Genomic DNA, 21,952 nt, shown 5'->3' with positions numbered 1-21,952 from the left:
AAGGTGATGTGATGAACATGCAAACCACAAACCGGCAGACGCCAGCGGAATTGGCGCTGGTTGAAGCCTTTACCGCCAAGTTCAGCGAACTGCCGGGTGACGGCAATGTCGTTGCTGCGCGCGATGTGCTGTTCGACGATCTGAAGACCGCCGGTCTTCCGACGCGCCGGATCGAAGCCTGGCATTATACCGACCTGAAGACGCTGCTGCGCGGCCTGCCGGAAGATGCGCCTGCTCCGGTCATCGAGAAGCGGGCTGGCCTCGTGGCCGGTGCACCCGTTGCCTATGTCCTGCACGGCAAGGCAATCGATTCACAGATCGAAGGCTTCCAGATCGAAAGCTACGCCGAGAGCCTTTCCGATGGCACGGCTGCCGCAGCTCTCGTTGCCGCCAGCAAGGATGATGCGATTGGCCGCATCAATGGCAGCTTCGTGCGCGATGGCGTCTCCGTCGTCGTTCCCGATGAAGCCGATCTCGAGCAGCCGCTGGAACTTCAGGCGATTCACGGGGCAGGACAGGTTCACACCCGCTTCCCGGTTCGCTTCGGCAAGGGCTCCAAGGCAACCGTTATCGAGCGTCACCTGTCGGTGACGTCTGAGGCCGCTCTCGTATCTTCGGTCAGCGAGATCGAGGTTCAGGACGGCGCGGAAGCGACCTACGTCATTCTCCAGCAACAGGGTGCAGCCGATACGCATCTCGGGCAGTTGCGGATCGTCATGGGTGCGGATGCCAAGCTGCGTCTGTTCGTCATCAATGCCGGTGGTAAGTTGGTGCGTCAGGAACTGCGGGTCGATGTGAACGGCGAGAACTCCGATCTTTCCATCCGTGGCGTCAACCTGCTGGGTGGCGAAACGCATACCGACGTGACCATGGTTCTCGGCCACAATGTGCCGAACACCAGCTCCACGGAAGTCTTCCGTAACGTGGTGTTCGACCGCGCCAAGGGCATCTTCCAGGGCATGATCCGGGTTGCGCCCGATGCCCAGAAGACCGATGCCAAGATGGCCTGCAACACGCTGTTGATGTCTGACGATGGCGAGTTCTCGGCCAAGCCCGAGCTTGAAATCTTCGCGGATGACGTTCAGTGCGGTCACGGTGCGACCGTTGCCGATATCAGCGACAATCACCTCTATTATCTGATGGCGCGTGGCGTGCCACGGGCAAAGGCGCGGGCCATGCTGGTCAATGCTTTTGTCGATGAGATCATCGAAGAGCTGGAAGACGAACACCTGGTCGAAGCGCTGGAAGATATCATCGCCAGCTGGCTGGAACACCATGCCTGATCGCGCTGTCAGCCTCGACCATTCCGTCATCCACGTTTTCGATTGGGAACGGGCGCGTGATTTCTACACGCGGGTGATCGGGGCCGAGGCTATCGCGCGCGATGGCGGTGCATATGTCTTTCGGCTGGGCGAGCAGCAGCTTAATGTACATGGCCCTGGTGCCATGGCAACGCCGGTGGCCCGTATTCCCGTGGCACCCGGCAATAGCGATCTCTGCTTTCGCTGGCACGGGCCGATAGCCGGTGCCAAGGCGCATCTGGAGGCTGAGGGCGTGGAGATCGAACTGGGGCCAGTGCGCCGCTTCGGCGCAAAAGGTCCAGGCACCAGCCTTTATTTCCGTGATCCGGACGGCTCTCTCATGGAGTTTATGAGCTATGACGATTAAGCCGACGATTGGGTCTGGGCATTATGATGTCGAAACAATCAGAAGGGATTTTCCGATCCTTTCGCGCGAGGTCTATGGCAAGCCGCTGGTCTATCTGGACAACGGCGCGTCCGCGCAAAAGCCGCAGGTCGTCATCGATGCGATCTCGAACGCCTATTCGAACGAATATGCAAACGTGCATCGTGGCCTGCATTTTCTCTCCAATGCCGCAACCGATGCTTACGAAGCGTCGCGCGAAAAGGTGCGTCGGTTTCTGAATGCCGGTTCGGTAGACGAGATCGTCTTCACCAAATCCTCGACCGAGGCCATCAACACGGTGGCCTATGGTTATGGTATGCCGAAGATCGGCGAGGGTGATGAAATCGTTCTTTCGATCATGGAACATCACTCCAATATCGTGCCATGGCATTTCATTCGCGAACGGCAGGGCGCAAAGCTCGTCTGGGTGCCGGTGGATGATGAGGGCGCTTTTCACATCGAAGACTTTGAAAAGAGCCTGACGGAAAAGACCAAGCTCGTCGCCATCACCCATATGTCGAATGCGCTCGGAACGGTCGTTCCGGTCAAGGAAATCTGCCGCATTGCGCATGAGCGCGGCATTCCGGTGTTGGTCGATGGCAGCCAGGGTGCGGTTCACATGCCGGTCGATGTGCGCGATATCGAGTGCGACTGGTATGTGATGACCGGCCACAAGCTTTATGGCCCCTCCGGCATCGGCGTGCTCTATGGCAAGGCCGACCGCTTGAAAGAGATGCGTCCATTCCAAGGCGGCGGCGAGATGATTCTCGACGTGTCCGAGGACGAAATCACCTATAACGAGCCACCGCATCGTTTCGAAGCGGGCACCCCACCCATCGTGCAGGCCATCGGTCTCGGTTACGCGCTGGATTATATGGACGGCATCGGCCGTGCGGCGATTGCGGCGCATGAGGCGGATTTGGCGGCTTATGCGGGGGAACGTCTGCGCGAGATCAACTCGCTGCGCATCATCGGCAATGCGCCGGGCAAGGGCGGAATTTTCTCCTTTGAGCTTGAGGGCATTCACGCGCATGATGTGTCGATGGTGATCGACCGTCGCGGCGTTGCCGTGCGTGCAGGCACCCATTGCGCCATGCCGCTCTTGAAACGCTTCGGTGTCACCTCCACATGCCGTGCATCGTTCGGCCTCTACAATACGCGCGCGGAAGTGGACGCTCTGGCCGAAGCGCTGGATTACGCCCGCAACTTTTTCGCCTGAAGGATCAGGATCATGACGACCGACATCACAGAACAGACAGACGCCGTTACCGAGGCACCGGCCAAAGTTTCCGCCATCGCCCCGGATGAGCTGGCGCGCATCAGCGATGATGTTATCGCGGCTTTGAAGACCGTCTACGATCCTGAAATTCCAGCCGATATTTTCGAACTCGGCCTGATCTACAAGATCGATGTCGAAGACGACCGGATGGTGAAGATCGCAATGACACTGACCGCACCCGGTTGCCCGGTTGCCGGTGAAATGCCGGGCTGGGTTGAGAACGCCGTGGGTGCCGTCGAGGGCGTATCCGGCGTCACCGTCGAAATGACCTTCGATCCGCCATGGACACCGGAACGCATGTCGGAAGAAGCGCAGGTCGCTGTCGGCTGGTATTGATGCAGTCGCGTCTTTAACGGACGCGCCTATTGATACCGCGTCGCGGTAGGACTAGATTCAAGACCATGAAGCATCGGGCCTTGAACCCGATTGTCGAAGGAGAATGGGCCCATGGGCTTTGCCATTATGACCGTAACCGAGGCTGCCGCCTCCCGCGTCAAAGCAATCGTCGCAAATTCCGGCCCCGAGGCAAAAGGCCTTCGCGTCGGCATCAAGAAGGGCGGCTGCGCGGGCATGGAATACACCATTGACCTCGTGACGGAGCCGAATGCCAAAGACGATCTGGTAGAGTTCCAGGACGCAAAGGTCTGGGTAGAGCCTTCCGCCGTGCTTTACCTGCTGGGCACCCAGATGGACTTCGAAACCACCAAACTCCGCTCCGGCTTCACCTTCAGCAACCCCAACCAGACATCTGCCTGCGGCTGCGGTGAGTCCGTCGAGCTAAAACCGGCAGACTTGGCCGCTCTTGCCAAGCAGCGGGAAGAGGCTGGCGCGAGCGCTTGAGCACGCGGGTGATCCAGGAGCCCATTTTAGAGGGTTCTGGTCCGTGCGTCATCTAGCTATCAATTGATCGCTGTCTGGAGCTTTGTCCAGCGTGGGCGCTGGCAGTTCCGTGCTGTTCCCACAGAGCATACGTTTGGACCGTTGGTGCGCTGTTGGTGTTGTGTCCACCTTCAGTATGCGGCGAGGAGCGCTTAGAGGGCACTGCTAACAACTACGCACAGCCTAAGGCTTGCGCCATCTGAAGTCCGTTTTGCCTGAATGATCAGCGACTGATAACGATAAAGCGATGCGAAAAAATAAGTGTCGATTGGGAGGGGAGTGGTGAGAGGCGTGGGACTCGAACCCACGACCCGCGCATTAAAAGTGCGCTGCTCTACCAGCTGAGCTAGCCTCTCTCACCATTTTCGTCCTGCGCGTTTCCCTGACGTATCAACACACAGCATGTGTTTCGGTTCAGTTGCCGTATTGGCAGAATTGCGCTTGTCCCGGTTGGCGGCGAAGCGCCCTTCGGAAGTGGGCGGAACATAGGGAGGGGCAGGTCTGCGGTCAACCCATAAAAACAGGAATATTTCACCTTCCCGCGTTTTTTTGTCGCTGATACAAAAAGGTGATTGGTCGCAAGGGGTTGGCGGCGTTAAATGCGTTTCGAAATGTAGCGGAGTCCTGCCTTGTCCATCGCCGATATATCCCTTTTCACAGCGCTTCTGGCGGGAGCCCTGTCGTTTCTGTCGCCTTGCGTGCTGCCGCTGGTGCCGCCTTATCTGTGTTACATGGCAGGCATTTCCGTCGAGCAGTTTCGTGATGAGCGCTACGAGGCAAAGCCGCAGGTTCGCAAAGCCGTCATGCTGGCGGCGCTGTTTTTCACGTTGGGCTTTGCCACGGTTTTCGTGGCGCTGGGGGCTGGTGCATCCAGCATCGGCATGGTGCTGCGCCAAAATCTCGATATTCTGGCCAAGATCGGCGGCTTCATCATCATTCTGATGGGCTTGAATTTTCTCGGCGTGTTCCGAATCGGCCTGTTTTCGCGCGAGGCGCGGTTTCAGAGCGGTGGTAAGCCTGCGACGCTTTCCGGCGCTTATGTGATGGGTCTTGCCTTCGCCTTCGGCTGGACGCCCTGCATTGGGCCGGTGCTGGGTGCCATTCTGGGCGTTGCCGCATCGCGCGAAACCGTGGGTGAGGGGGCGATGCTGCTGGCGGTCTATTCCGCAGGACTTGCGATTCCGTTCTGGATTGCGGCTGCGTTTTCGGGAAGCTTTATGCGGTTTCTGACGCGCTTTCGCCGCCATCTTGGTGTCGTGGAAAAGGCCATGGGCGTGCTTCTCATTCTCACCGGCATCGCCTTCATGTCCGGTTTCATCACCAATGTGGCGATCTGGTTTCAGGAAAGCTTTCCAATCCTCATGCAAATCGGCTAAATCCGCCCAGGCATCGCATAGGGCGAGGGGGAGCCATGGCTGAGATCGCCGGATTGCTGTTTCCGTTTTTCGGACTAATTTTCGTGGGCTATCTGGCCGGGCGCATCACGAAACAGCCTGCCGAAGCGATGGGGTGGCTGAACACCTTCATCATCTATGCCGCTTTGCCCACATTGTTCTTCAAGCTGGTGTCCAAGACGCCGGTGGAGCAACTGGCGCGGGTGGATTTCGTGGGCCTCAGCCTGCTGGCGACCTATTCCATTTTCGCGCTTTTGTTCGTCATCGGTTACGTCATTCGCCGCAATAGCCTTGCGGATTCCACCATTCAGAGCTTTGCCGGAAGCTACGGCAACATCGGTTACATGGGGCCGGGGCTGGCGCTGCTGGCCTTCGGAGAGCGGGCGGCGGTGCCGGTTGCGCTGATCGTCTGTCTGGAAAACGCCATGCACTTCGTCACCGCACCGGCGCTGATGGCAGTGGCGGGTGGAGATAAGCGTTCACCGCTAAGGCTGGCGGGAGATGTGGGGAAGAAGGTGCTGACGCATCCGTTCATTCTCTCGGTGATTGCCGGGTTTCTGGCCGCTGTCATCGCGTGGCAACCACCGCAGCCGGTGCAGCAACTGGTGGATTATCTGGCGCAATCGGCAGCACCTTGCGCGCTGTTTGCCATGGGGGTGACGCTGGCTCTGCGGCCTTTGAAGCGCGTGCCGGTGGAGATCAGCTATATCGTTCCGGCTAAGCTTCTTCTGCACCCGCTGCTGGCCTACGCCATTCTGTCGTCGTTCGGTTCGTTCGACCCGATCTGGGTCTCGACGGCGGTCCTGCTCGCCGCCTTGCCCACGGCAACGAATGTGTTCGTCATCGGCCAGCAATATCAGGTCTGGCAGGAGAGGGCGTCAGCCACGATCCTGATCTCGACCGTGCTTTCGGTTTTCACCGTTTCGCTGGTGCTTTACGTCATCCGTTCCATGAGCGTCTGAGGCTGCCGACCAGAAGCGAAGGCAGCGCCTTCAGTCCACGACCGGGCTCGATGCCTTCGCGCATGACCAGTCCGCGCAACGGCGCGACGTTAGAGAGTACATGGAGGCCAGCGGCGCGCGCTACCTGCATCGGCAGGAAGCCTGACAGAAGCGAGCGGTTCAGAAGATCGACGCTCAGGGTGCGGCTCACCACATCGGCGCGGCGACGGCGGTCGAACCGATTTCCTGCATCGGCGGGAATAGGCCCGCCCGTCAGCGTGCCCAGAAGCTCGGTCAGCACAATAATATCACGCAGGCTGAGATTGAGGCCCTGCGCGCCGATGGGCGGAAAGCCATGGCCTGCTTCGCCAATCAGCGCCACGCGACCCTTGCCGAAACGATGCGCCGTCATGCTGGACAGCGGCCATGTCTGGACGCTGTCTTCGACGGTGACGGAGCCGAGCATGGATTGCATGCGCTCTTCCACGCGTTGGCTCAGTTCCTCCAGCGGCAGTGCGGCGAAGTCAGCTGCCTGCTCGGGCGTCACCACCCAGACGAGGCTGGAGCGGTTGCCGTTCAGCGGAACCTGCGTGAAGGGGCCGGTCGGCGTGTGAAACTCAGTCGAGACATTGCCATGCGGGAGGGTGTGGGCGAAGTTCAACACCAGCGCCGTCTGCGGATAGGACCATGAGCGCACGCCGATATTGGCGACATCGCGCACCTTGGATTTGCGACCATCAGCGCCAATCAGGAAGTTTGCGGAAATCTGCTCGCCATGATCAAGCGTGATGGTGGCGTCATGTTCGCCGATGTCGATGGTTTCGGCCACGCCATCGATGAGGGTGATGTTGTTTTCCTGCGATACAGCTTCGCCAAGCGCCTTCAGCAGTGCTTCATTCGGCATGTTCCAGCCGAATGCGGGGAGGCCGATTTCAGACGAGCGGAACGCGACGGTCGGTGCGCGCAGCAGGCGGTCGGTGCCATCGATGATCTGCATGGTGGAGAGCTTTGCGGCGGAAGGCTCGATCTTCGACCAGAGTCCGAGGCGGTCCAGAAAGCGGATGGATTGGTCCATCAGTGCCGTGGTGCGCTTGTCCACCTTGTCGGTTTTCGGGGCAATTAGCGCGACGCTGCGGCCCGAGCGCGCAAGGGCAATGGCGGCAATCTGGCCGGCAAGGCCTGCACCAACGATAGCGATCTCGACGTTTTTCATCGTTCCATTCCACTTCACGCGCAAATCTGACTGCAAACATAGGCGTTTAGCTCGGCCAAATCCAGAAGGCAGATGTGTCGTGCTGGCCATGATGCTGATGTAAAATCAATATTAGTCCTAGGATAAGCCCTGAGGAATGGTTGCAAACAGCGGTGAATGGTCGCATACCGGAGGGACTGACCAGATAAAGAGTGAGGCGTCTGCGCTGCTTATGAAAATATTCAAATACAAGCGCGTGCCCTATGCCGAAATGCGGGCCTTTTCGGTCCACATTCTCACTGCCTCTGGCTCTTTTCTTGCCTTTCTGGGCGTCGTGGCTGCGGCAGAACATCGCTTTGTCGATATGTTCTGGTGGCTGGGTTTGGCGCTCGCCGTCGATGGTATCGATGGACCGATTGCGCGCAAGGTGCGGGTGAAGGAAGTGCTGCCGAACTGGTCTGGCGATACGCTCGACAACATCATCGATTATGTGACCTACGTCCTCTTACCAGCCTTTGCGCTGTACCAGAGCGGCATGATTGGCGAGCCGTGGTCTTTCGTGGCCGCAGGCATGATCGTGGTGTCCAGCGCCATTTATTATGCCGATATGGGAATGAAGACGGATGAGTATTTCTTCTCGGGCTTTCCAGTGGTGTGGAACATGGTGGTCTTCACCCTCTTCGTTATCGATGCCAGCGCGACGACCGCGATGATCGTCGTGACGATTTCGGTGGTCCTGACCTTCCTGAATATCAATTTTCTGCATCCGGTGCGCGTCAAGCGCCTGCGGTGGTTGAATATGGCTGTATTCCTGGCTTGGTGCGTGTTGAGTGGATATGCGCTGCTGCTGCACTTTGCCTCGCCGGATTGGGTCGTTGCGGGCGTCGTGATCACCGGCATCTATCTCTATTGCATCGGTGGCATCATGCAGCTTTTCCCGTCCCTTGGTGCGCGTTAACGTCAGTCGTTCAAAACCGTCGTTCGAACGTCTTTTAGAGTTGTGCGCGGCAATAAAACCGGTATTTAGTATCGATTAAGGGCACTGCCCAAATTTAGTGCATCGTTATCGATCCAGTCGTTCAACACTTCGAAGAAAGTGCGGCGGCGGGTTGGAAAAGGGGAACAGGTGACGGGATCGGTGACGTCTGGGGCCACGCCTCTATTGTCCGTTCGCCAGCTGACCAAGCTGTTTGGAACATTCGGCGCTTGCAATGCGATCGATCTCGACATTGCGCCCGGTGAAATTCATGCGCTGCTGGGTGAGAACGGTGCTGGAAAATCCACGCTGGTCAAAATGCTGTTTGGCGTGCTGGAACCATCGGCAGGAGATATCCTGTGGAAGGGTGAGCCGGTTCGCATCGCTTCGCCGGGTGAAGCGCGCAAGCTTGGCATCGGAATGGTGTTCCAGCATTTTTCGCTGTTCGAAGCGCTGACGGTTGCCGAAAACATCGCGCTATCGCTGGACCCGAACATTTCTTTGAAAGAAATTGCCCGCGAAGCCGAAGCGCTTTCCAAGGCTTACGGCCTGCCGCTCGATCCTTATGCCCACGTGGCCGACCTTTCGGTGGGCGAGCGCCAGCGCATCGAAATCGTGCGCGCGCTGCTGCAAAATCCACAGCTTATCATTCTGGACGAGCCGACCTCCGTGCTGACGCCGCAGGAAGCGGATCGCCTGTTCGAAACGCTGGCGAAGCTGAAGTCCGAGGGACGTTCCGTTCTCTATATCAGCCACCGTCTGGAAGAGGTGCAGCGGATCTGCGACCGCGCAACCGTGCTGCGCCATGGCGAAGTGACGGGCGCATGCGATCCGCGCAAGGAGACGCCGTCCTCGCTGGCGCGGATGATGGTGGGTTCGGATGTCGCGGGCATTCAGCGGGATGACACCTGCACTATCGGTGATGTCAGCGTGGAAATGATCGGTCTTTCCGTTGCGGCCCGCACACCCTTTGCCGTTTCTCTCAAAGACATCTCCATGAAGGTTCGCTCGGGCGAGGTTCTGGCGATTGCCGGTGTTGCCGGTAACGGGCAGGGGGAATTGTTCGATGCTCTCTCCGGCGAATATCCGGTGACGAAAGACGACTCGATTTTCCTGCGCGGTAAGCCGGTGGGGCGCATGGGCATCAATGGCCGGCGCCTGCTGGGTGCCGGTTTCGTGCCGGAAGAGCGCCACGGTCACGCCGCCGTGCCGACCATGACACTGTCCGACAATCTTCTTCTGGCCCGTTGTCGCTCTGATAGAAAAGCCTTCCTTAGCGGCGGTTTCCTGAAGGTCATTCGCAGTTCCACCATCAAAAATGCAGCCAAGCGCATTTCCGCCTCCATGGATGTTCGCAAAAGCGGGGATGATCCGCTGGCCGGATCGCTTTCGGGCGGAAACCTGCAAAAATTCATCGTCGGTCGGGAGCTGGATCGCCAGCCATCCGTGCTGGTCGTCAACCAGCCGACATGGGGCGTGGATGCTGGCGCCGCAAGCCGCATTCGCCAAGCGCTGGTCGACCTTGCAAAGGCTGGTTCGGCGGTTATCGTCATCAGTCAGGATCTGGATGAAATTTTTGAAGTGGCCTCCAGCATTGCTGTCATCTCCGACGGGCGTCTGTCGCAATCCTATCCGGCTGGTGACATGAATCGTGAAAAGATCGGACTTTTGATGGGCGGTGTTCACGCGGGACATGCGGAGGCCGTTGCCCATGCGCATTGAGCTCGAAAAACGCACCGGCGTTTCCAACCTCTTCGCCATTCTGTCGCCCTTGCTGGCGCTGTTCCTGACGCTGGTCTTCGGTGCCATCATGTTTGCGCTGTTGGGCAAGAACCCGTTCAGCGCGCTCTACAGCTTCTTCATCGATCCGCTGCTGGAAGTCTGGTCGCTGCATGAACTGGCGATCAAGGCGGCACCGCTGATCCTCATCGCGGTTGGTCTGTCGATCTGCTATCGCTCCAACAACTGGAATATCGGGGCCGAAGGGCAGTTCACCATCGGCGCGATCACCGGTTCCATTCTGCCGGTGCTCTATCCGCAGTGGCAATCGCCAATGATCCTGCCGCTGATGCTCCTCATGGGGGCTGCGGGTGGTGCGCTGTATGCGGGCATTCCGGCGCTGCTCAAAACGCGTTTCAACACCAACGAAATTCTGACCAGCCTGATGCTGGTCTATGTTGCGCAACTGTTTCTGGACTGGCTGACGCGTGGCATCTGGCGTGATCCAGCGGGCTATAATTTCCCGCAGACGACAGCCTTCAACGAAAGCGCTGTGCTGCCGGAAATTCTCGAATCCGGTCGCGCCCATTGGGGCATCGTCTTTGCCATCATCGCCGCCATTGCGCTGTGGTTCATGATGCGTTTTATGCTCAAGGGGTTTGAAGTCACGGTGTTGGGCCAGTCACCAAGGGCAGGGCGCTTTGCCGGTTTCTCCTCACGCGGCATGGTGTGGTTTTCGCTGGTGCTGTCTGGCGCTTTGGCCGGTCTTGCCGGTATTTCGGAGGTCTCGGGCTCCATCGGCCATTTGCAGCCGTCGATCTCGCCCGGCTACGGCTTCACCGCCATCATCGTTGCCTTTCTGGGCCGCTTGAACCCGCTCGGCATCATCGCCTCCGGCTTCGTACTGGCGCTGACCTATCTGGGTGGCGAGGCGGCGCAACTTTCCATCGGTGTGTCCGATAAGGTCACGCGCGTGTTTCAGGGGTTGATGCTGTTCTTCGTGCTCTCCTGCGATACGCTGATAATCTACAAAATCCGCATCCGTTTCGGGCGCGGCAACAGCAGTGAAGGAGCCGCATGATGGATATGTTTCAGGCGATCCTCCTCACCGTCATCACCGCTGCAACACCGCTGGTCATCGCCGCTCTGGGCGAACTGGTCACGGAACGTGCAGGCGTGCTGAACCTCGGTGTCGAGGGCATGATGATCATGGGTGCGGTCTGCGCCTTTGCCGCCGCGCATATCACCGGTTCGCCTTATATCGGCATCGTCGCGGGCATCGCGGCTGGAGCCGTCTTCTCGCTGCTCTTCGGCTTTCTGACGTTGACGCTCGTCACCAATCAGGTGGCTACGGGGCTGGCGCTGACCATTCTCGGGCTTGGCGTGTCCGGCATGCTGGGCGAGAGCTTCGTCGGCCTGCCTGGCGTCAAGCTGCCGCCCATTGTCTTTCCGGTCCTCTCCGAAATTCCGGTCATCGGGCCTGCGCTTTTCCGGCAGGATCTGATTTTCTACATGTCGATTGCGCTCGTCATCGGCATCGGCTGGTTTCTGTTCAAGAGCCGCACGGGCCTGAAAATCCGCGCTATTGGCGATAACCACGGCTCGGCCCATGCGCTGGGCATCAACGTCATCCGCACGCGCTATCTCGCCGTCATGTTCGGCGGTGCCTGCGCGGGGCTTGCCGGGGCGCAGCTTTCGTTGGTCTATACGCCGCAATGGGTGGAAAACATGTCTGCCGGGCGCGGCTGGATTGCGCTGGCGCTGGTGGTGTTTGCCTCATGGCGGCCATGGCGGGTTCTGGCGGGCGGATATCTCTTCGGGGCCGTCACCATCGGTCAGCTGCATGCGCAGGCTCTCGGCATCGGTGTACCGTCCCAACTTCTTTCAGCAATGCCTTACATAGCGACTATTGTGGTCCTCATCATCATCTCCCATAATCGTCGCACAACGCTGATCAATACACCGGCATCGCTCGGAAAACCGTTCGTGCCGGACCGCTAAAAAAACCAGGTTCACGCCTAACCAAGCAGGGGTAAAAATGAAGAAACTCATCATCGCACTGGCCGCCTCGGCCGCCGCAATCATCGGCGTGGTTCCCGCCGCGCAGGCCGCAGACGCCAAGAAGGTCTGCTTCGTCTATGTCGGCACCAAGACCGATGGCGGCTGGACGCAGGCGCACGACATCGGCCGTCAGGAATTGCAGAAGCATTTCGGCGACAAGATCGAAACACCTTACCTCGAAAGCGTTCCCGAGGGCCCGGATGCCGAGCGTGCCATCGAGCGCATGGCCCGGTCCGGCTGCGAACTGATTTACACGACATCGTTCGGTTTCATGGATGCGACCGTCAAGGTTGCCCAGAAATTCCCGAAGGTGAAGTTCGAACACGCGACCGGCTTCAAGACTGCCGACAACCTCGCGACCTACAATTCGCGCTTCTATGAAGGCCGCTATATTCAGGGCCAGATCGCAGCCAAGATGTCGAAGAAGGGCGTTGCCGGTTACATCGCGTCCTTCCCGATCCCTGAAGTTGTGATGGGCATCGACGCCTTCGTTCTTGGTGCACAGTCCGTCAACCCTGAATTCAAGGTCAAGGTCGTCTGGGCCAACACATGGTTCGACCCCGGCAAGGAAGCCGATGCCGCCAAGGCGCTGATCGACCAGGGCGTTGATATTCTGACCCAGCACACCGACACCACAGCGCCGATGCAGGTTGCTGCCGAACGCGGCATCAAGGCTTTCGGTCAGGCTTCCGACATGATCAAGGCGGGTCCGAACACGCAGATGACGGCCATCGTCGATACCTGGGGCGCTTATTACATCAAGCGCACACAGGCGCTTCTGGATGGCACATGGAAGTCCGAATCGATCTGGGACGGCCTGAAAGACGGCATCCTGACAATGGCTCCCTACACCAACATGCCTGACGACGTGAAGAAGATGGCTGAAGAAACCGAAGCCAAGATCAAGTCCGGCGAACTGCACCCCTTCACTGGCCCGATCAAGAAGCAGGACGGTTCCGATTGGCTGAAGGCTGGCGAAAAGGCTGAAGACAAGGTTCTTCTCGGCCTGAACTTCTACGTCGCAGGCGTAGACGACAAGCTGCCGCAGTAACTTGGTTTTACTTCCGTCATCCCGGCCTTGAGCCGGGGGGACGGAGACCAGTGCTCTCTATCGTCATCCTTCGGGCTTGTCCCGAGGATCTAATCACGCTTCTGCGGATGCTACGTAGCAGATGCCCGGGACAAGCCCGAGCATGACGACAGTGAAGTTTCAATAACTAAGCCGCGCCCGGAAACAGGCGCGGCTTTTCCTTGCTCCGCTCACGGCAGGTTTCCAACATTCACGCAATTTCCATGGTTTCTTTATTCCCGAGCGTTTATAGCGGGAAAATGAGCCTGCCCATCGATTTGCGGGCAAAGGAACGATCAAGTCGGAGATACCAATGGAACGCAGTTGCCTTGCCGTCATTCTCGCCGCTGGTGAAAGCACACGCATGAAGTCATCCATGTCGAAGGTGCTGCATCCGGTGGCTGGCCGGGCGATGATTGCGCATGTGATGCAGGCTGTCGCAGGCGCTGGCGTCAGCGCTGCCGCGCTTGTGGTGGGCCGTGATGCGGACAAGGTCGCGGACGCGGCGCGCGGTGCGGGCGTCAGCGTCGAGCCCTATCTTCAGAAAGAGCGTCTTGGCACCGGCAACGCCGTGCTGGCAGCGCGTGCGGCCATCGAAAGCGGTTACGACGATGTTCTGATTGCCTATGGCGACGTGCCGCTGCTGACATCCGAAACGCTGAACAAGGCGCGTCAAGCGCTGAGCGAAAATGTCGATGTCGTCGTCATTGGTTTCCACACCGACAAGCCGACCGGCTACGGTCGCCTGCTGGTGGAGAACGGTGAACTCGTTGCTATCAGAGAAGAAAAGGATGCGACGGAGGAGGAGCGCAAGGTCACTTGGTGCAACAGCGGCTTGATGGCGATCAATGGTCGCCGCGCGCTCGATCTGCTCACTCGCATCGGCAACGATAATGCCAAGGGCGAATATTATCTCACGGACGTAGTGGAAATTGCCCGTACGCTGGGCGGCAAGGCCATTGCCATCGATGCGCCTGAGACAGAACTGACCGGCTGTAACAACCGCGCCGAACTCGCTTACATCGAAAAGCTGTGGCAGGAGCGCGCGCGCCATCAGTTCATGATCGATGGTGTCTCGATGATTGCGCCGGAGACCGTGTTTCTGTCCTGGGACACCAGGATCGGGCAGGATGCCTTGATCGAGCCGAATGTGGTGATCGGGCCGGGCGTAACCATCGAATCGGGTGCCGTCATTCATGCCTTTTCGCATCTGGAAGGCGCCCATGTCAGCGGCGGCGCGACGGTTGGGCCCTATGCGCGGCTGCGTCCCGGTGCAAACCTCGCTGCCAATTCCAAGGTCGGCAATTTCTGCGAGGTCAAGAAGGCCGAGATCGGCGAGGGTGCCAAGGTCAATCACCTGACCTATATCGGCGATGCCTTCGTGGGCGCTGGCAGCAATATCGGGGCAGGGACGATTACCTGCAATTATGATGGCATCAACAAGCACGAAACCCGCATCGGTAAAAACGCCTTTGTCGGCTCCAACTCCTCGTTGGTGGCTCCGGTGACGATTGGCGACGACGCCTATGTCGCCTCCGGCAGCGTGATTACGGATGATGTGCCCGCCGATGCGCTGGCCTTCGGTCGTGCCCGTCAAGAGGTGAAGGAGGGACGCGCAACCGCTCTTCGCGCCCGTGCGCAGGCCATCAAGGACGCCAAGAAGAAGGCGTGACAATCGTAACGGATAGACATTGAAAGTGACCGCGGTTGCAATTGCGATTTTTGCGGAAATCGCTAGAGCGTTTCCGGGTTAGATTGAAGTGTTCTAGCGGAGCAGATTTTCGTCAGGGCGGCGGCAATTGTCGAAGGGCATACCAAAAGGTACGGTCGAGACAATTGTTGCTGATCCTGATGGAAATATGTCCGCCAGAACACTTCAATATAACCCGGAAACGCTCTAGGACTTCGGTCAACATAAAATACCTCGGAGAATTGCATGTGCGGCATTGTTGGAATCGTTGGAACGCAGCCGGTTGCGGAGCGCCTTGTTGATGCGCTCAAGCGTCTGGAATATCGGGGTTATGACTCCGCTGGCGTTGCAACCATCCATGATGGCGCACTGGCTCGCCGCCGCGCGGAAGGCAAGCTTTTCAATCTGGAAAAGAAGCTGTCGGAAGAACCGCTTCCTGGCCTAACCGGCATTGCCCACACCCGCTGGGCAACCCACGGCGTGCCGAACGAAACCAACGCCCATCCGCATTTCGTGGATGGCGTCGCCGTCGTCCACAACGGCATCATCGAGAACTTCTCGGAGTTGCGCGACGAGCTGGCGGCAGAAGGTGCCACCTTCACCACGCAGACGGATACGGAAGTCGTGGCCCAGCTTCTGGCCAAGTTCACCCGCGAAGGGCTGGACCACCGCGCGGCCATGCTGGCCATGCTGAACCGTGTCACCGGTGCATACGCGCTGGGCGTCATGTTCCAGGATGATCCTAGCACGCTTCTGTCTGCGCGCTCCGGCCCGCCGCTCGCCATCGGTTACGGACGCGGTGAAATGTTCCTCGGTTCGGATGCCATTGCACTGTCGCCCTTCACCAATGAAATCACCTATCTAGTGGATGGCGACTGCGCCATTCTCACCGCCAAGGGTGCCGAAATCATCGATTTCTCTGGCAATCCCGTCCAGCGCCAGCGACAAATCTCGCAGGCGACGGCCTATGTGGTGGACAAGGGCAACCACCGCCACTTCATGGAAAAGGAAATCTACGAGCAGCCGGAAGTCATTTCCCATGCGCTGAGCCACTATGTGGATTTCGCTGAAAAGCGCGTGAAGGACGCCGATCCCGCCATCGACTTCTCCAAGCTGACGGGCCTTGCCATTTCCGCCTGCGGCACGGCCTATCTGTCCGGCCTCATCGGTAAATACTGGTTCGAGCGTTATGCGCGCCTGCCGGTGGAAATCGATGTTGCCTCGGAATTCCGCTACCGCGAAATGCCGCTTCTGCCGACGCAGGCAGCGCTGTTCATTTCGCAATCCGGCGAAACAGCGGATACGCTGGCATCGCTGCGCTATTGCCAGGAAAACGGCCTGAAGATCGGTACGGTCGTCAACGTCCGCGAATCGACCATGGCGCGCGAATCGGATGCGGTCTTCCCAATTCTCGCCGGCCCTGAAATCGGCGTCGCCTCCACCAAGGCTTTCACTTGTCAGCTCGCCGTGCTGGCCTCGCTTGCCATTGCCGCAGGCAAGGCGCGTGGCACCTTGACAGTAGAACAGGAAACGGACCTCGTCCGTCACCTGATCGAAATGCCTCGCGTGATGAGCGAAGTCCTGAACGCCATCCAGCCGCAGATCGAAACCCTGTCGCGCGATCTCTCCCGCTTCAAGGACGTGCTTTATCTCGGTCGCGGCACCAGCTTCCCGCTGGCGCTGGAAGGCGCGCTAAAACTCAAGGAAATCTCCTACATCCACGCCGAAGGTTATGCCGCAGGCGAGTTGAAGCATGGGCCCATCGCGCTGATCGACGAAAACATGCCAGTCATCGTCATCGCCCCGCATGACCGTTTCTTCGAAAAGACCGTGTCCAACATGCAGGAAGTCGCAGCCCGTGGTGGCCGGATCATCTTCATCACTGACGAGAAGGGTGCGGCTGCCTCCAAGCTAGAAACCATGGCGACCATCGTTCTTCCGAACGTGGACGAAATCATCGCGCCGATGGTCTTTTCACTGCCCATCCAGCTTCTCGCCTACCACACCGCCGTCTTCATGGGCACGGATGTGGACCAGCCGCGCAATCTGGCGAAGTCCGTGACGGTGGAGTGACCTGATAGGGCGGGCGAGGGCGCAAAATCCGCCGTTGCCCGTTTGTCCGGTTTAAAATAGCTGCGCGGCGGCGGCCAATCATGACGAATATTTCATGATAGCCGGCCTTGCGGGGAGGAACCCCCTCCTGCATTGTCCGTTATCATCCAACCTTCTTTGGTGATACCGAACAACAGCCCCACGGATTGTATGACAGATCACCCACTCAAAGTTTCCTTTGCCACGCGGTTGCGTAATAATTTTCTGACTGGCATCCTCATTCTGGCGCCGGTCACGATTACCATGTGGCTGGTCTGGACATTCCTGCAATGGGTCGATAGCTGGGTTAAGCCTTATATTCCAGCACGTTACGATCCCGAGCAGTATTTCGATGTCGCCATTCCCGGCTTCGGCCTTCTGGTCGCCGTCATCGGCATCACGCTCATCGGTTTTCTCGGCAACAACCTCATCGGAAAATGGATCGTGGGCTTTGGTGAGTCCATTCTCAACCACATGCCGTTTGTCCGGCCCATCTACAAAAGCATCAAGCAGCTTTTCGAATCGGTTCTGAAAGAACATTCCAGCTCGTTCAAAAAAGTCGGCCTCATCGAGTTTCCATCGCCCGGCACATGGGCCATGGTTTTCGTGGCGTCGGATGCCAAAGGCGAAATGGCTTACCGCTTCAACGAAATTGGTCAGGAAATGGTCGCCGTCTTCCTGCCACCGACGCCGGTTCCCACCGCAGGCTTCCTGCTGTTCGTACCAAAAGACAAGATCATCATGCTGGATATGACCCCGGAGGATGGCGCCAAGCTGCTCATTTCCGGTGGTCTTGTTGCGCCGGATTGGTCTCTTCCTTCCCGACCTCCTCTGGCGCCGCCCGAAGGCGTATGAGCGTCATCCGGCTTTCATATCCCTGTCATAGAGACATGTGCGAGAGGTCTATTCCGGCGTACAAAAGCTGAGCATCTATTGGCTTTTGCCCATGGTCGGAAAGCTCATCGTCTCTCTTTCCTGAAGGATATGGATTCATGGCTCATTCTGGTTTCAGTGTTTCACGCCGACTGGCGGCGGTGCTTGCGACTTCCATCTTCGTTATTCCCGTTGCAGCAATGGCCGATGGTGCCGTTGCCGCAAACGGCGTCACATATGCCAGCAAGGGGCTTGTGGCGATCGGGCGCATTCCCGCCACCCAGCGAGACAAGTTCGGCGAGACCTTTGGCTCGGGATCCGGCATGGCACTCGATCCAACGAGCTGGAAGAAAGACGGTGAAGCTTATCGCGGTTCGCTGTGGCTGTTGCCAGACCGTGGATACAATGTTGAAGGCACAACGGATTACAACGCGCGCATCAACAAAATCGATGTAATGCTTACGCCCGCAGCACCGGGTACGGTGCCTGCTGACAAGCAGCAGACAGCGCTGGATGCAAAGCTGGCGGATACGCTGCTGCTGACCGACGACGAGGGCAAGAACATGACGGGTCTCGACCCGGAATCCGGCACGCGTCCGGCAATTGGCAAGTTTCCCGTCCTGCCCCTTGCCAGCACGGGCAAGGTCTCGCTGGATGCGGAGGCGGTTGTGCGTCTCTCTGACGGTTCGTTGTTGATCAGTGACGAGTATGGTCCCAATATCTATCACTTCTCGGCGGCCGGAAAGTTGATTTCAGCGACCCAGCCCCCGAAGGCTCTGCTGCCGATGCGCAAGGGAGAGATCAACTTCTCGTCTAACAATGTTGGTGAGGGCGGCAAGAAGCCTGATCCGAAGGACCCGGAAACGGGCCGCCAGAACAATCAGGGTCTTGAAGGCATGTCGCTGACGCCGGATGGCAAGTATCTGATTGCCGTTTTGCAATCGGCAACCCGTCAGGACGGCGGGGATAGTTCGTCGACCCGCAATAATACCCGCGCGCTTGTTTACGACGCAGCCGATGTCGACAATCTTAAATTGGTCCATGAATATGTCGTGCCGTTGCCAATGTTTGAAAGTAAGGACAAGAAAGTGGTTGCCGCGCAAAGCGAAATTCTGGCTTTGTCCGAAACGGCATTTCTGATGCTTGCCCGCGATAGCAACAACGGGCAGGGGATGAAGGGCGACACATCCATCTACCGCAAGATCAGTCTGGTCGATCTATCGACAGCGACCGATATTGCCGGTGGTGAGTTTGATGCTCTCAAGCCTGTGGCTCCGAAGGGCGTTCTCGATCCTTCCGTCAAACCGGCATCCTTGCACGATTTTATCGATCTCAATAACAACGGCGAACTTGCTCGCTTCGGTCTGCACAATGGTGCACCCAACGACAGGAACAACCTGTCGGAGAAGTGGGAGGCCATGTCGATTGCAAGTGTGCTGGATGCGTCAGCGCCGGACGACTATTTTCTTTTCGTTGCCAATGACAACGACTTCCTGACGCAGGACGGCTTTCAGGTTGGGGCCGCTTACAAGGCGGAAGGCGGAGCAGACGTGGACACCATGTTTCAGATATTCCGCGTAACGCTGCCCGGCATGATGAAGAAATAAGACGCTTTATCGGGTCGCGTGAACCATATCACGCGGCCCGGTCCTAACCTTGCTGACTGCGGTAGATTATTTCACTCATCGTCCTCGTAGAGTTCTGTCGATGCCGCTGTAGAGTGAAACACCGGGACGAACAGGCGCATATAAACGAAGCGCACGCTCCAGCCTTCTTCCTGCGCTTTTGCCCAGGCCTTCTTGCGGCCGGGTTTCTTGAAATTTTTCGCTATGGCTTTCTTTTCGCTTTTGCCGAAGGTTTCAGGCTTCAGCAGGTTGTCGGGCGAGCAGAGTGCATAGCCCTTGCAGAAAGCCGGTGGCGGCAGAGGGGTCTCATTCATGATCGTTAGCCTGCATGGAGGAAACGGATCGCCTCGTCACGACGATGGAGATAGAGGAGAGTTCTGAGGTTCTTTCCGCGCTCGCTGGCAAGTTCCGGGTCGCGCTCGATGATATAGGCGGCGTCCTTGCGGGCGATTTCGAGGAGGTCGGCGTGAGCTTCGAGGCTGGCGATGCGGAAGCCCGGCGTGCCGGACTGGCGGGTGCCGAGAAGCTCGCCTTCGCCGCGCAGTTTCAAGTCCTCTTCTGCAATCAGGAAGCCGTCTTCGCTGTCGCGCAGAATGGAAAGGCGTGCCTTTCCGTTTTCGCTGAGCGGCCCCTTGTAGAGCAGAATGCAGGTGGAGGCCTCATCGCCACGCCCCACACGTCCGCGCAACTGGTGAAGCTGGGCAAGGCCGAAGTTTTCTGCGTGTTCGATAACCATGATCGTCGCATCCGGCACGTCCACACCCACTTCCACCACAGTCGTTGCCACTAGCAGGCGCGTTTCGCCACTCTTAAAGGCCAGCATCGCCGCATCCTTCTCCGGTCCCGTCATGCGGCCGTGGATGAGGCCGATGTCTGCGCCCAGTGACTTCGCGAGAACGGCATGGCGTTCTTCAGCGGACATGAGGTCGGACTCTTCCGACTCTTCCACCAGCGGGCAAATCCAGTAGGCTTTCTTGCCTTCGGAAAGCGCGCTTTTCAGCCTTGCGACGATATCGCCGATGCGCTCGGTTGGGATAGTTACGGTGGTGATCGGCTTGCGGCCAGCAGGCTTCTCCGTCAGCTTGGAAACATCCATGTCGCCGAAGGCGGCCAGAACCAGCGTGCGGGGAATGGGCGTTGCCGTCATGACCAGCATATGCGGCGAGATGCCTTTGGCGGTTAGTCGCAGGCGTTGGTGCACGCCGAAGCGATGCTGCTCGTCCACGACAGCCAGTACGAGGTTCTTGTAGCTCACACTATCCTGAAACAGCGCATGGGTGCCGATCACGATCTGCGCCTCACCCGAAGCGATGCGCTCCTCGATCTCGCGGCGCTCCTTGCCCTTGGTGCGACCGGTCAGAACCGCGCAGGAAATACCGGCGGCAGAGGCGAATTTCGAGATCGTCGCGAAATGCTGGCGGGCGAGGATTTCCGTCGGTGCCATCAGCACAGCCTGACCGCTAGCCTCGACGGCGGTGGCCATGGCCATCAACGCCACCAGGGTCTTGCCCGCGCCGACATCGCCCTGCAACAGGCGCAACATGCGGTCTTCGCTCGCCATGTCGGTCAGAATGTCTTTCACCGCAGCACTTTGGCTTGCGGTGAGTGAAAACGGCAGATTGGCCAGAATTTTGGCCGCAAAATCGCCCTTGGCACGGATGGGCTGGCCGGTGACCTTGCGCAATCTCTGCCGCACCAGTGCCAGCGAAAGCTGACCCGCCAGAAACTCATCATAAGCGAGGCGGCGGCGGGCAGGGGCCTGCGGATCGATATCAGTCTCATCGCGTGGGTCGTGAAGCTCGCGGAACGCATCTCCCACGTGCGGAAAGCTTTGGCGTGCGGCTAGCGTCTCGTCGATCCATTCTGGAAAGACCGGCAGCTTGGTCAGTGCGCCATCGATGGCCCGTCTCAATACCTTGGGCGAAAGCCCAGCGGTCAAGGGATAGACCGGTTCTACCAGCGGCAGATTGTCGGCCTCGGAAACCTTCACCATGAAGTCGGGATGCACCATGGAGGCGCGACCGTTGAACCAGTCTACCTTGCCGCTGACCATTACCTCTTCATCGATGGGAAGCGCTTTTGAAAGCCAGTCGCCCCTGGCACGGAAGAAGGTCAGCGCGATCTCGCCGGTCTCGTCATGGACGAACACGCGGTAGGGTGCGGAACGATTACCCGGCGGAGCTGGCTGGTGGCGATCCACACGTCCCTGAATGGTGACAATGGAGCCCTGCGGCGCATGCGCGATGCCGGGGCGGTTGCGTCTGTCGATGATGTTGTAGGGTGCGTGAAACAGAAGGTCGACAACGCGACTTTCCTCGACGCTTTCCCGGCCCAAAAGCTTCACCAGCAAATCGGCAAGCTTCGGGCCTACGCCGGTCAGCGTGGCGACGGTAGCAAACAGCGGATCGAGGAGGGCGGGGCGCATGGCGAGCAAAATCGTGGAACGTTCCGCGCAATGCAAGAGCGTCGGGACGATA

The 21,952-nt window shown here is 58.6% G+C and carries 19 protein-coding genes and 1 tRNA gene; 16 read left to right on the top strand and 4 right to left on the bottom strand.

Annotated features, from left to right (window positions below; translation table 11 throughout):
- Positions 1 to 11: 11 nt before the first annotated feature.
- The 5 genes from sufD (at position 12) to sufA (ending at position 3,805) form a co-directional block, all read left to right on the top strand.
- A complete protein-coding gene (gene sufD / locus ABUK73_RS03120; RefSeq protein ID WP_353575975.1) occupies positions 12 to 1,283 on the top strand; it encodes a Fe-S cluster assembly protein SufD in 1,272 nt (423 codons plus the stop codon).
- Positions 1,276 to 1,668, top strand: a complete 393-nt coding sequence (locus tag ABUK73_RS03115) for a VOC family protein (RefSeq protein ID WP_353575974.1) — start codon at positions 1,276 to 1,278, stop codon at positions 1,666 to 1,668. Before sufD ends, ABUK73_RS03115 begins: the two co-directional genes overlap by 8 nt.
- Positions 1,658 to 2,905: a cysteine desulfurase gene (locus ABUK73_RS03110; RefSeq protein ID WP_353575973.1), complete on the top strand. Its 1,248-nt coding sequence runs from the start codon at positions 1,658 to 1,660 to the stop codon at positions 2,903 to 2,905. The genes ABUK73_RS03115 and ABUK73_RS03110 overlap by 11 nt, the downstream gene beginning before the upstream one ends.
- 12 nt (positions 2,906 to 2,917) lie before the next feature.
- On the top strand, positions 2,918 to 3,301 hold the full coding sequence (locus tag ABUK73_RS03105; RefSeq protein WP_353575972.1) for an SUF system Fe-S cluster assembly protein: 384 nt from the start codon (positions 2,918 to 2,920) through the stop codon (positions 3,299 to 3,301).
- A gap of 111 nt (positions 3,302 to 3,412) precedes the next feature.
- Positions 3,413 to 3,805 carry a Fe-S cluster assembly scaffold SufA gene (gene sufA / locus ABUK73_RS03100; RefSeq protein WP_353575971.1) on the top strand — a complete coding sequence of 131 codons (393 nt, stop codon included), beginning with the start codon at positions 3,413 to 3,415 and terminating at the stop codon, positions 3,803 to 3,805.
- 319 nt (positions 3,806 to 4,124) lie between these two features.
- Here sufA and ABUK73_RS03095 read toward each other — a convergent pair.
- Positions 4,125 to 4,200: transfer RNA gene (locus ABUK73_RS03095), tRNA-Lys, on the bottom strand.
- 273 nt (positions 4,201 to 4,473) lie between these two features.
- On the opposite strand from ABUK73_RS03095, the gene ABUK73_RS03090 reads away from it, so the two are divergent.
- Together ABUK73_RS03090 and ABUK73_RS03085 are read left to right on the top strand one after the other, a co-directional pair.
- Complete coding sequence (locus ABUK73_RS03090; RefSeq protein ID WP_353575970.1) at positions 4,474 to 5,220, top strand: cytochrome c biogenesis CcdA family protein; 747 nt, start codon at positions 4,474 to 4,476, stop codon at positions 5,218 to 5,220.
- Between the two features lie 35 nt (positions 5,221 to 5,255).
- The gene (locus tag ABUK73_RS03085; RefSeq protein WP_353575969.1) at positions 5,256 to 6,200 is read left to right on the top strand and encodes an AEC family transporter; all 945 of its coding nucleotides are present in this window, start codon (positions 5,256 to 5,258) and stop codon (positions 6,198 to 6,200) included.
- Here ABUK73_RS03085 and ABUK73_RS03080 read toward each other — a convergent pair.
- Positions 6,178 to 7,392 carry a UbiH/UbiF family hydroxylase gene (locus ABUK73_RS03080; RefSeq protein ID WP_353575968.1) on the bottom strand — a complete coding sequence of 405 codons (1,215 nt, stop codon included), beginning with the start codon at positions 7,390 to 7,392 and terminating at the stop codon, positions 6,178 to 6,180. The genes ABUK73_RS03085 and ABUK73_RS03080 overlap by 23 nt on opposite strands.
- A 211-nt stretch (positions 7,393 to 7,603) precedes the next feature.
- Here ABUK73_RS03080 and pcsA point away from each other — a divergent pair, with 211 nt between their 5' ends.
- From pcsA to ABUK73_RS03035, 9 genes are all read left to right on the top strand, one after another.
- Positions 7,604 to 8,329 carry a phosphatidylcholine synthase gene (pcsA, locus tag ABUK73_RS03075; RefSeq protein WP_062449926.1) on the top strand — a complete coding sequence of 242 codons (726 nt, stop codon included), beginning with the start codon at positions 7,604 to 7,606 and terminating at the stop codon, positions 8,327 to 8,329.
- A 180-nt stretch (positions 8,330 to 8,509) separates the two neighbouring features.
- Positions 8,510 to 10,069, top strand: coding sequence for an ABC transporter ATP-binding protein (locus ABUK73_RS03070; protein WP_353575967.1), 1,560 nt, complete (start codon positions 8,510 to 8,512; stop codon positions 10,067 to 10,069).
- Positions 10,059 to 11,147: an ABC transporter permease gene (locus ABUK73_RS03065; protein ID WP_353575966.1), complete on the top strand. Its 1,089-nt coding sequence runs from the start codon at positions 10,059 to 10,061 to the stop codon at positions 11,145 to 11,147. The genes ABUK73_RS03070 and ABUK73_RS03065 overlap by 11 nt, the downstream gene beginning before the upstream one ends.
- The gene (locus tag ABUK73_RS03060) at positions 11,147 to 12,067 is read left to right on the top strand and encodes an ABC transporter permease (protein ID WP_062449927.1); all 921 of its coding nucleotides are present in this window, start codon (positions 11,147 to 11,149) and stop codon (positions 12,065 to 12,067) included. The genes ABUK73_RS03065 and ABUK73_RS03060 overlap by 1 nt, the downstream gene beginning before the upstream one ends.
- A 37-nt stretch (positions 12,068 to 12,104) precedes the next feature.
- Entirely contained in the window at positions 12,105 to 13,178 is a 1,074-nt protein-coding gene (locus ABUK73_RS03055; protein ID WP_353575965.1) for a BMP family ABC transporter substrate-binding protein, read from the top strand.
- Between the two features lie 331 nt (positions 13,179 to 13,509).
- Complete coding sequence (gene glmU, locus ABUK73_RS03050) at positions 13,510 to 14,868, top strand: bifunctional UDP-N-acetylglucosamine diphosphorylase/glucosamine-1-phosphate N-acetyltransferase GlmU (RefSeq protein WP_353575964.1); 1,359 nt, start codon at positions 13,510 to 13,512, stop codon at positions 14,866 to 14,868.
- A 264-nt stretch (positions 14,869 to 15,132) separates the two neighbouring features.
- Complete coding sequence (gene glmS / locus ABUK73_RS03045; protein WP_353575963.1) at positions 15,133 to 16,959, top strand: glutamine--fructose-6-phosphate transaminase (isomerizing); 1,827 nt, start codon at positions 15,133 to 15,135, stop codon at positions 16,957 to 16,959.
- Between the two features lie 189 nt (positions 16,960 to 17,148).
- The gene (locus tag ABUK73_RS03040) at positions 17,149 to 17,832 is read left to right on the top strand and encodes a DUF502 domain-containing protein (RefSeq protein ID WP_353575962.1); all 684 of its coding nucleotides are present in this window, start codon (positions 17,149 to 17,151) and stop codon (positions 17,830 to 17,832) included.
- Positions 17,833 to 17,969: 137 nt separating this feature from the next.
- Complete coding sequence (locus ABUK73_RS03035) at positions 17,970 to 19,457, top strand: esterase-like activity of phytase family protein (protein ID WP_353575961.1); 1,488 nt, start codon at positions 17,970 to 17,972, stop codon at positions 19,455 to 19,457.
- A 71-nt stretch (positions 19,458 to 19,528) separates the two neighbouring features.
- On the opposite strand, the gene ABUK73_RS03030 is transcribed toward ABUK73_RS03035, so the two are convergent.
- Both ABUK73_RS03030 and recG read right to left on the bottom strand, forming a co-directional pair.
- Positions 19,529 to 19,789 carry a hypothetical protein gene (locus ABUK73_RS03030; protein ID WP_353575960.1) on the bottom strand — a complete coding sequence of 87 codons (261 nt, stop codon included), beginning with the start codon at positions 19,787 to 19,789 and terminating at the stop codon, positions 19,529 to 19,531.
- 5 nt (positions 19,790 to 19,794) lie between these two features.
- Entirely contained in the window at positions 19,795 to 21,900 is a 2,106-nt protein-coding gene (gene recG, locus ABUK73_RS03025) for an ATP-dependent DNA helicase RecG (RefSeq protein WP_353576009.1), read from the bottom strand.
- Positions 21,901 to 21,952: the final 52 nt, after the last annotated feature.

Source organism: Agrobacterium vacciniicorymbosi (assembly GCF_040427045.1).
In the GTDB taxonomy this organism is placed as follows: domain Bacteria; phylum Pseudomonadota; class Alphaproteobacteria; order Rhizobiales; family Rhizobiaceae; genus Agrobacterium.
This window is presented reverse-complemented; position numbering and strand designations above follow the sequence as displayed.

Excerpts from the sequence above, each read along its gene's own strand:
- ABUK73_RS03065 (WP_353575966.1), top strand. The coding sequence starts at position 10,059 with ATGCGCATTGAGCTCGAAAAACGCACCGGCGTTTCCAACCTCTTCGCC.
- ABUK73_RS03035 (WP_353575961.1), top strand. The coding sequence starts at position 17,970 with ATGGCTCATTCTGGTTTCAGTGTTTCACGCCGACTGGCGGCGGTGCTT.
- ABUK73_RS03055 (WP_353575965.1), top strand. The coding sequence starts at position 12,105 with ATGAAGAAACTCATCATCGCACTGGCCGCCTCGGCCGCCGCAATCATC.
- ABUK73_RS03110 (WP_353575973.1), top strand. The coding sequence starts at position 1,658 with ATGACGATTAAGCCGACGATTGGGTCTGGGCATTATGATGTCGAAACA.
- sufD (WP_353575975.1), top strand. The coding sequence starts at position 12 with ATGAACATGCAAACCACAAACCGGCAGACGCCAGCGGAATTGGCGCTG.
- ABUK73_RS03060 (WP_062449927.1), top strand. The coding sequence starts at position 11,147 with ATGGATATGTTTCAGGCGATCCTCCTCACCGTCATCACCGCTGCAACA.
- ABUK73_RS03085 (WP_353575969.1), top strand. The coding sequence starts at position 5,256 with ATGGCTGAGATCGCCGGATTGCTGTTTCCGTTTTTCGGACTAATTTTC.
- ABUK73_RS03115 (WP_353575974.1), top strand. The coding sequence starts at position 1,276 with ATGCCTGATCGCGCTGTCAGCCTCGACCATTCCGTCATCCACGTTTTC.
- ABUK73_RS03080 (WP_353575968.1), bottom strand. The coding sequence starts at position 7,392 with ATGAAAAACGTCGAGATCGCTATCGTTGGTGCAGGCCTTGCCGGCCAG.
- sufA (WP_353575971.1), top strand. The coding sequence starts at position 3,413 with ATGGGCTTTGCCATTATGACCGTAACCGAGGCTGCCGCCTCCCGCGTC.
- glmU (WP_353575964.1), top strand. The coding sequence starts at position 13,510 with ATGGAACGCAGTTGCCTTGCCGTCATTCTCGCCGCTGGTGAAAGCACA.
- pcsA (WP_062449926.1), top strand. The coding sequence starts at position 7,604 with ATGAAAATATTCAAATACAAGCGCGTGCCCTATGCCGAAATGCGGGCC.
- ABUK73_RS03105 (WP_353575972.1), top strand. The coding sequence starts at position 2,918 with ATGACGACCGACATCACAGAACAGACAGACGCCGTTACCGAGGCACCG.
- ABUK73_RS03030 (WP_353575960.1), bottom strand. The coding sequence starts at position 19,789 with ATGAATGAGACCCCTCTGCCGCCACCGGCTTTCTGCAAGGGCTATGCA.
- ABUK73_RS03040 (WP_353575962.1), top strand. The coding sequence starts at position 17,149 with ATGACAGATCACCCACTCAAAGTTTCCTTTGCCACGCGGTTGCGTAAT.
- glmS (WP_353575963.1), top strand. The coding sequence starts at position 15,133 with ATGTGCGGCATTGTTGGAATCGTTGGAACGCAGCCGGTTGCGGAGCGC.
- recG (WP_353576009.1), bottom strand. The coding sequence starts at position 21,900 with ATGCGCCCCGCCCTCCTCGATCCGCTGTTTGCTACCGTCGCCACGCTG.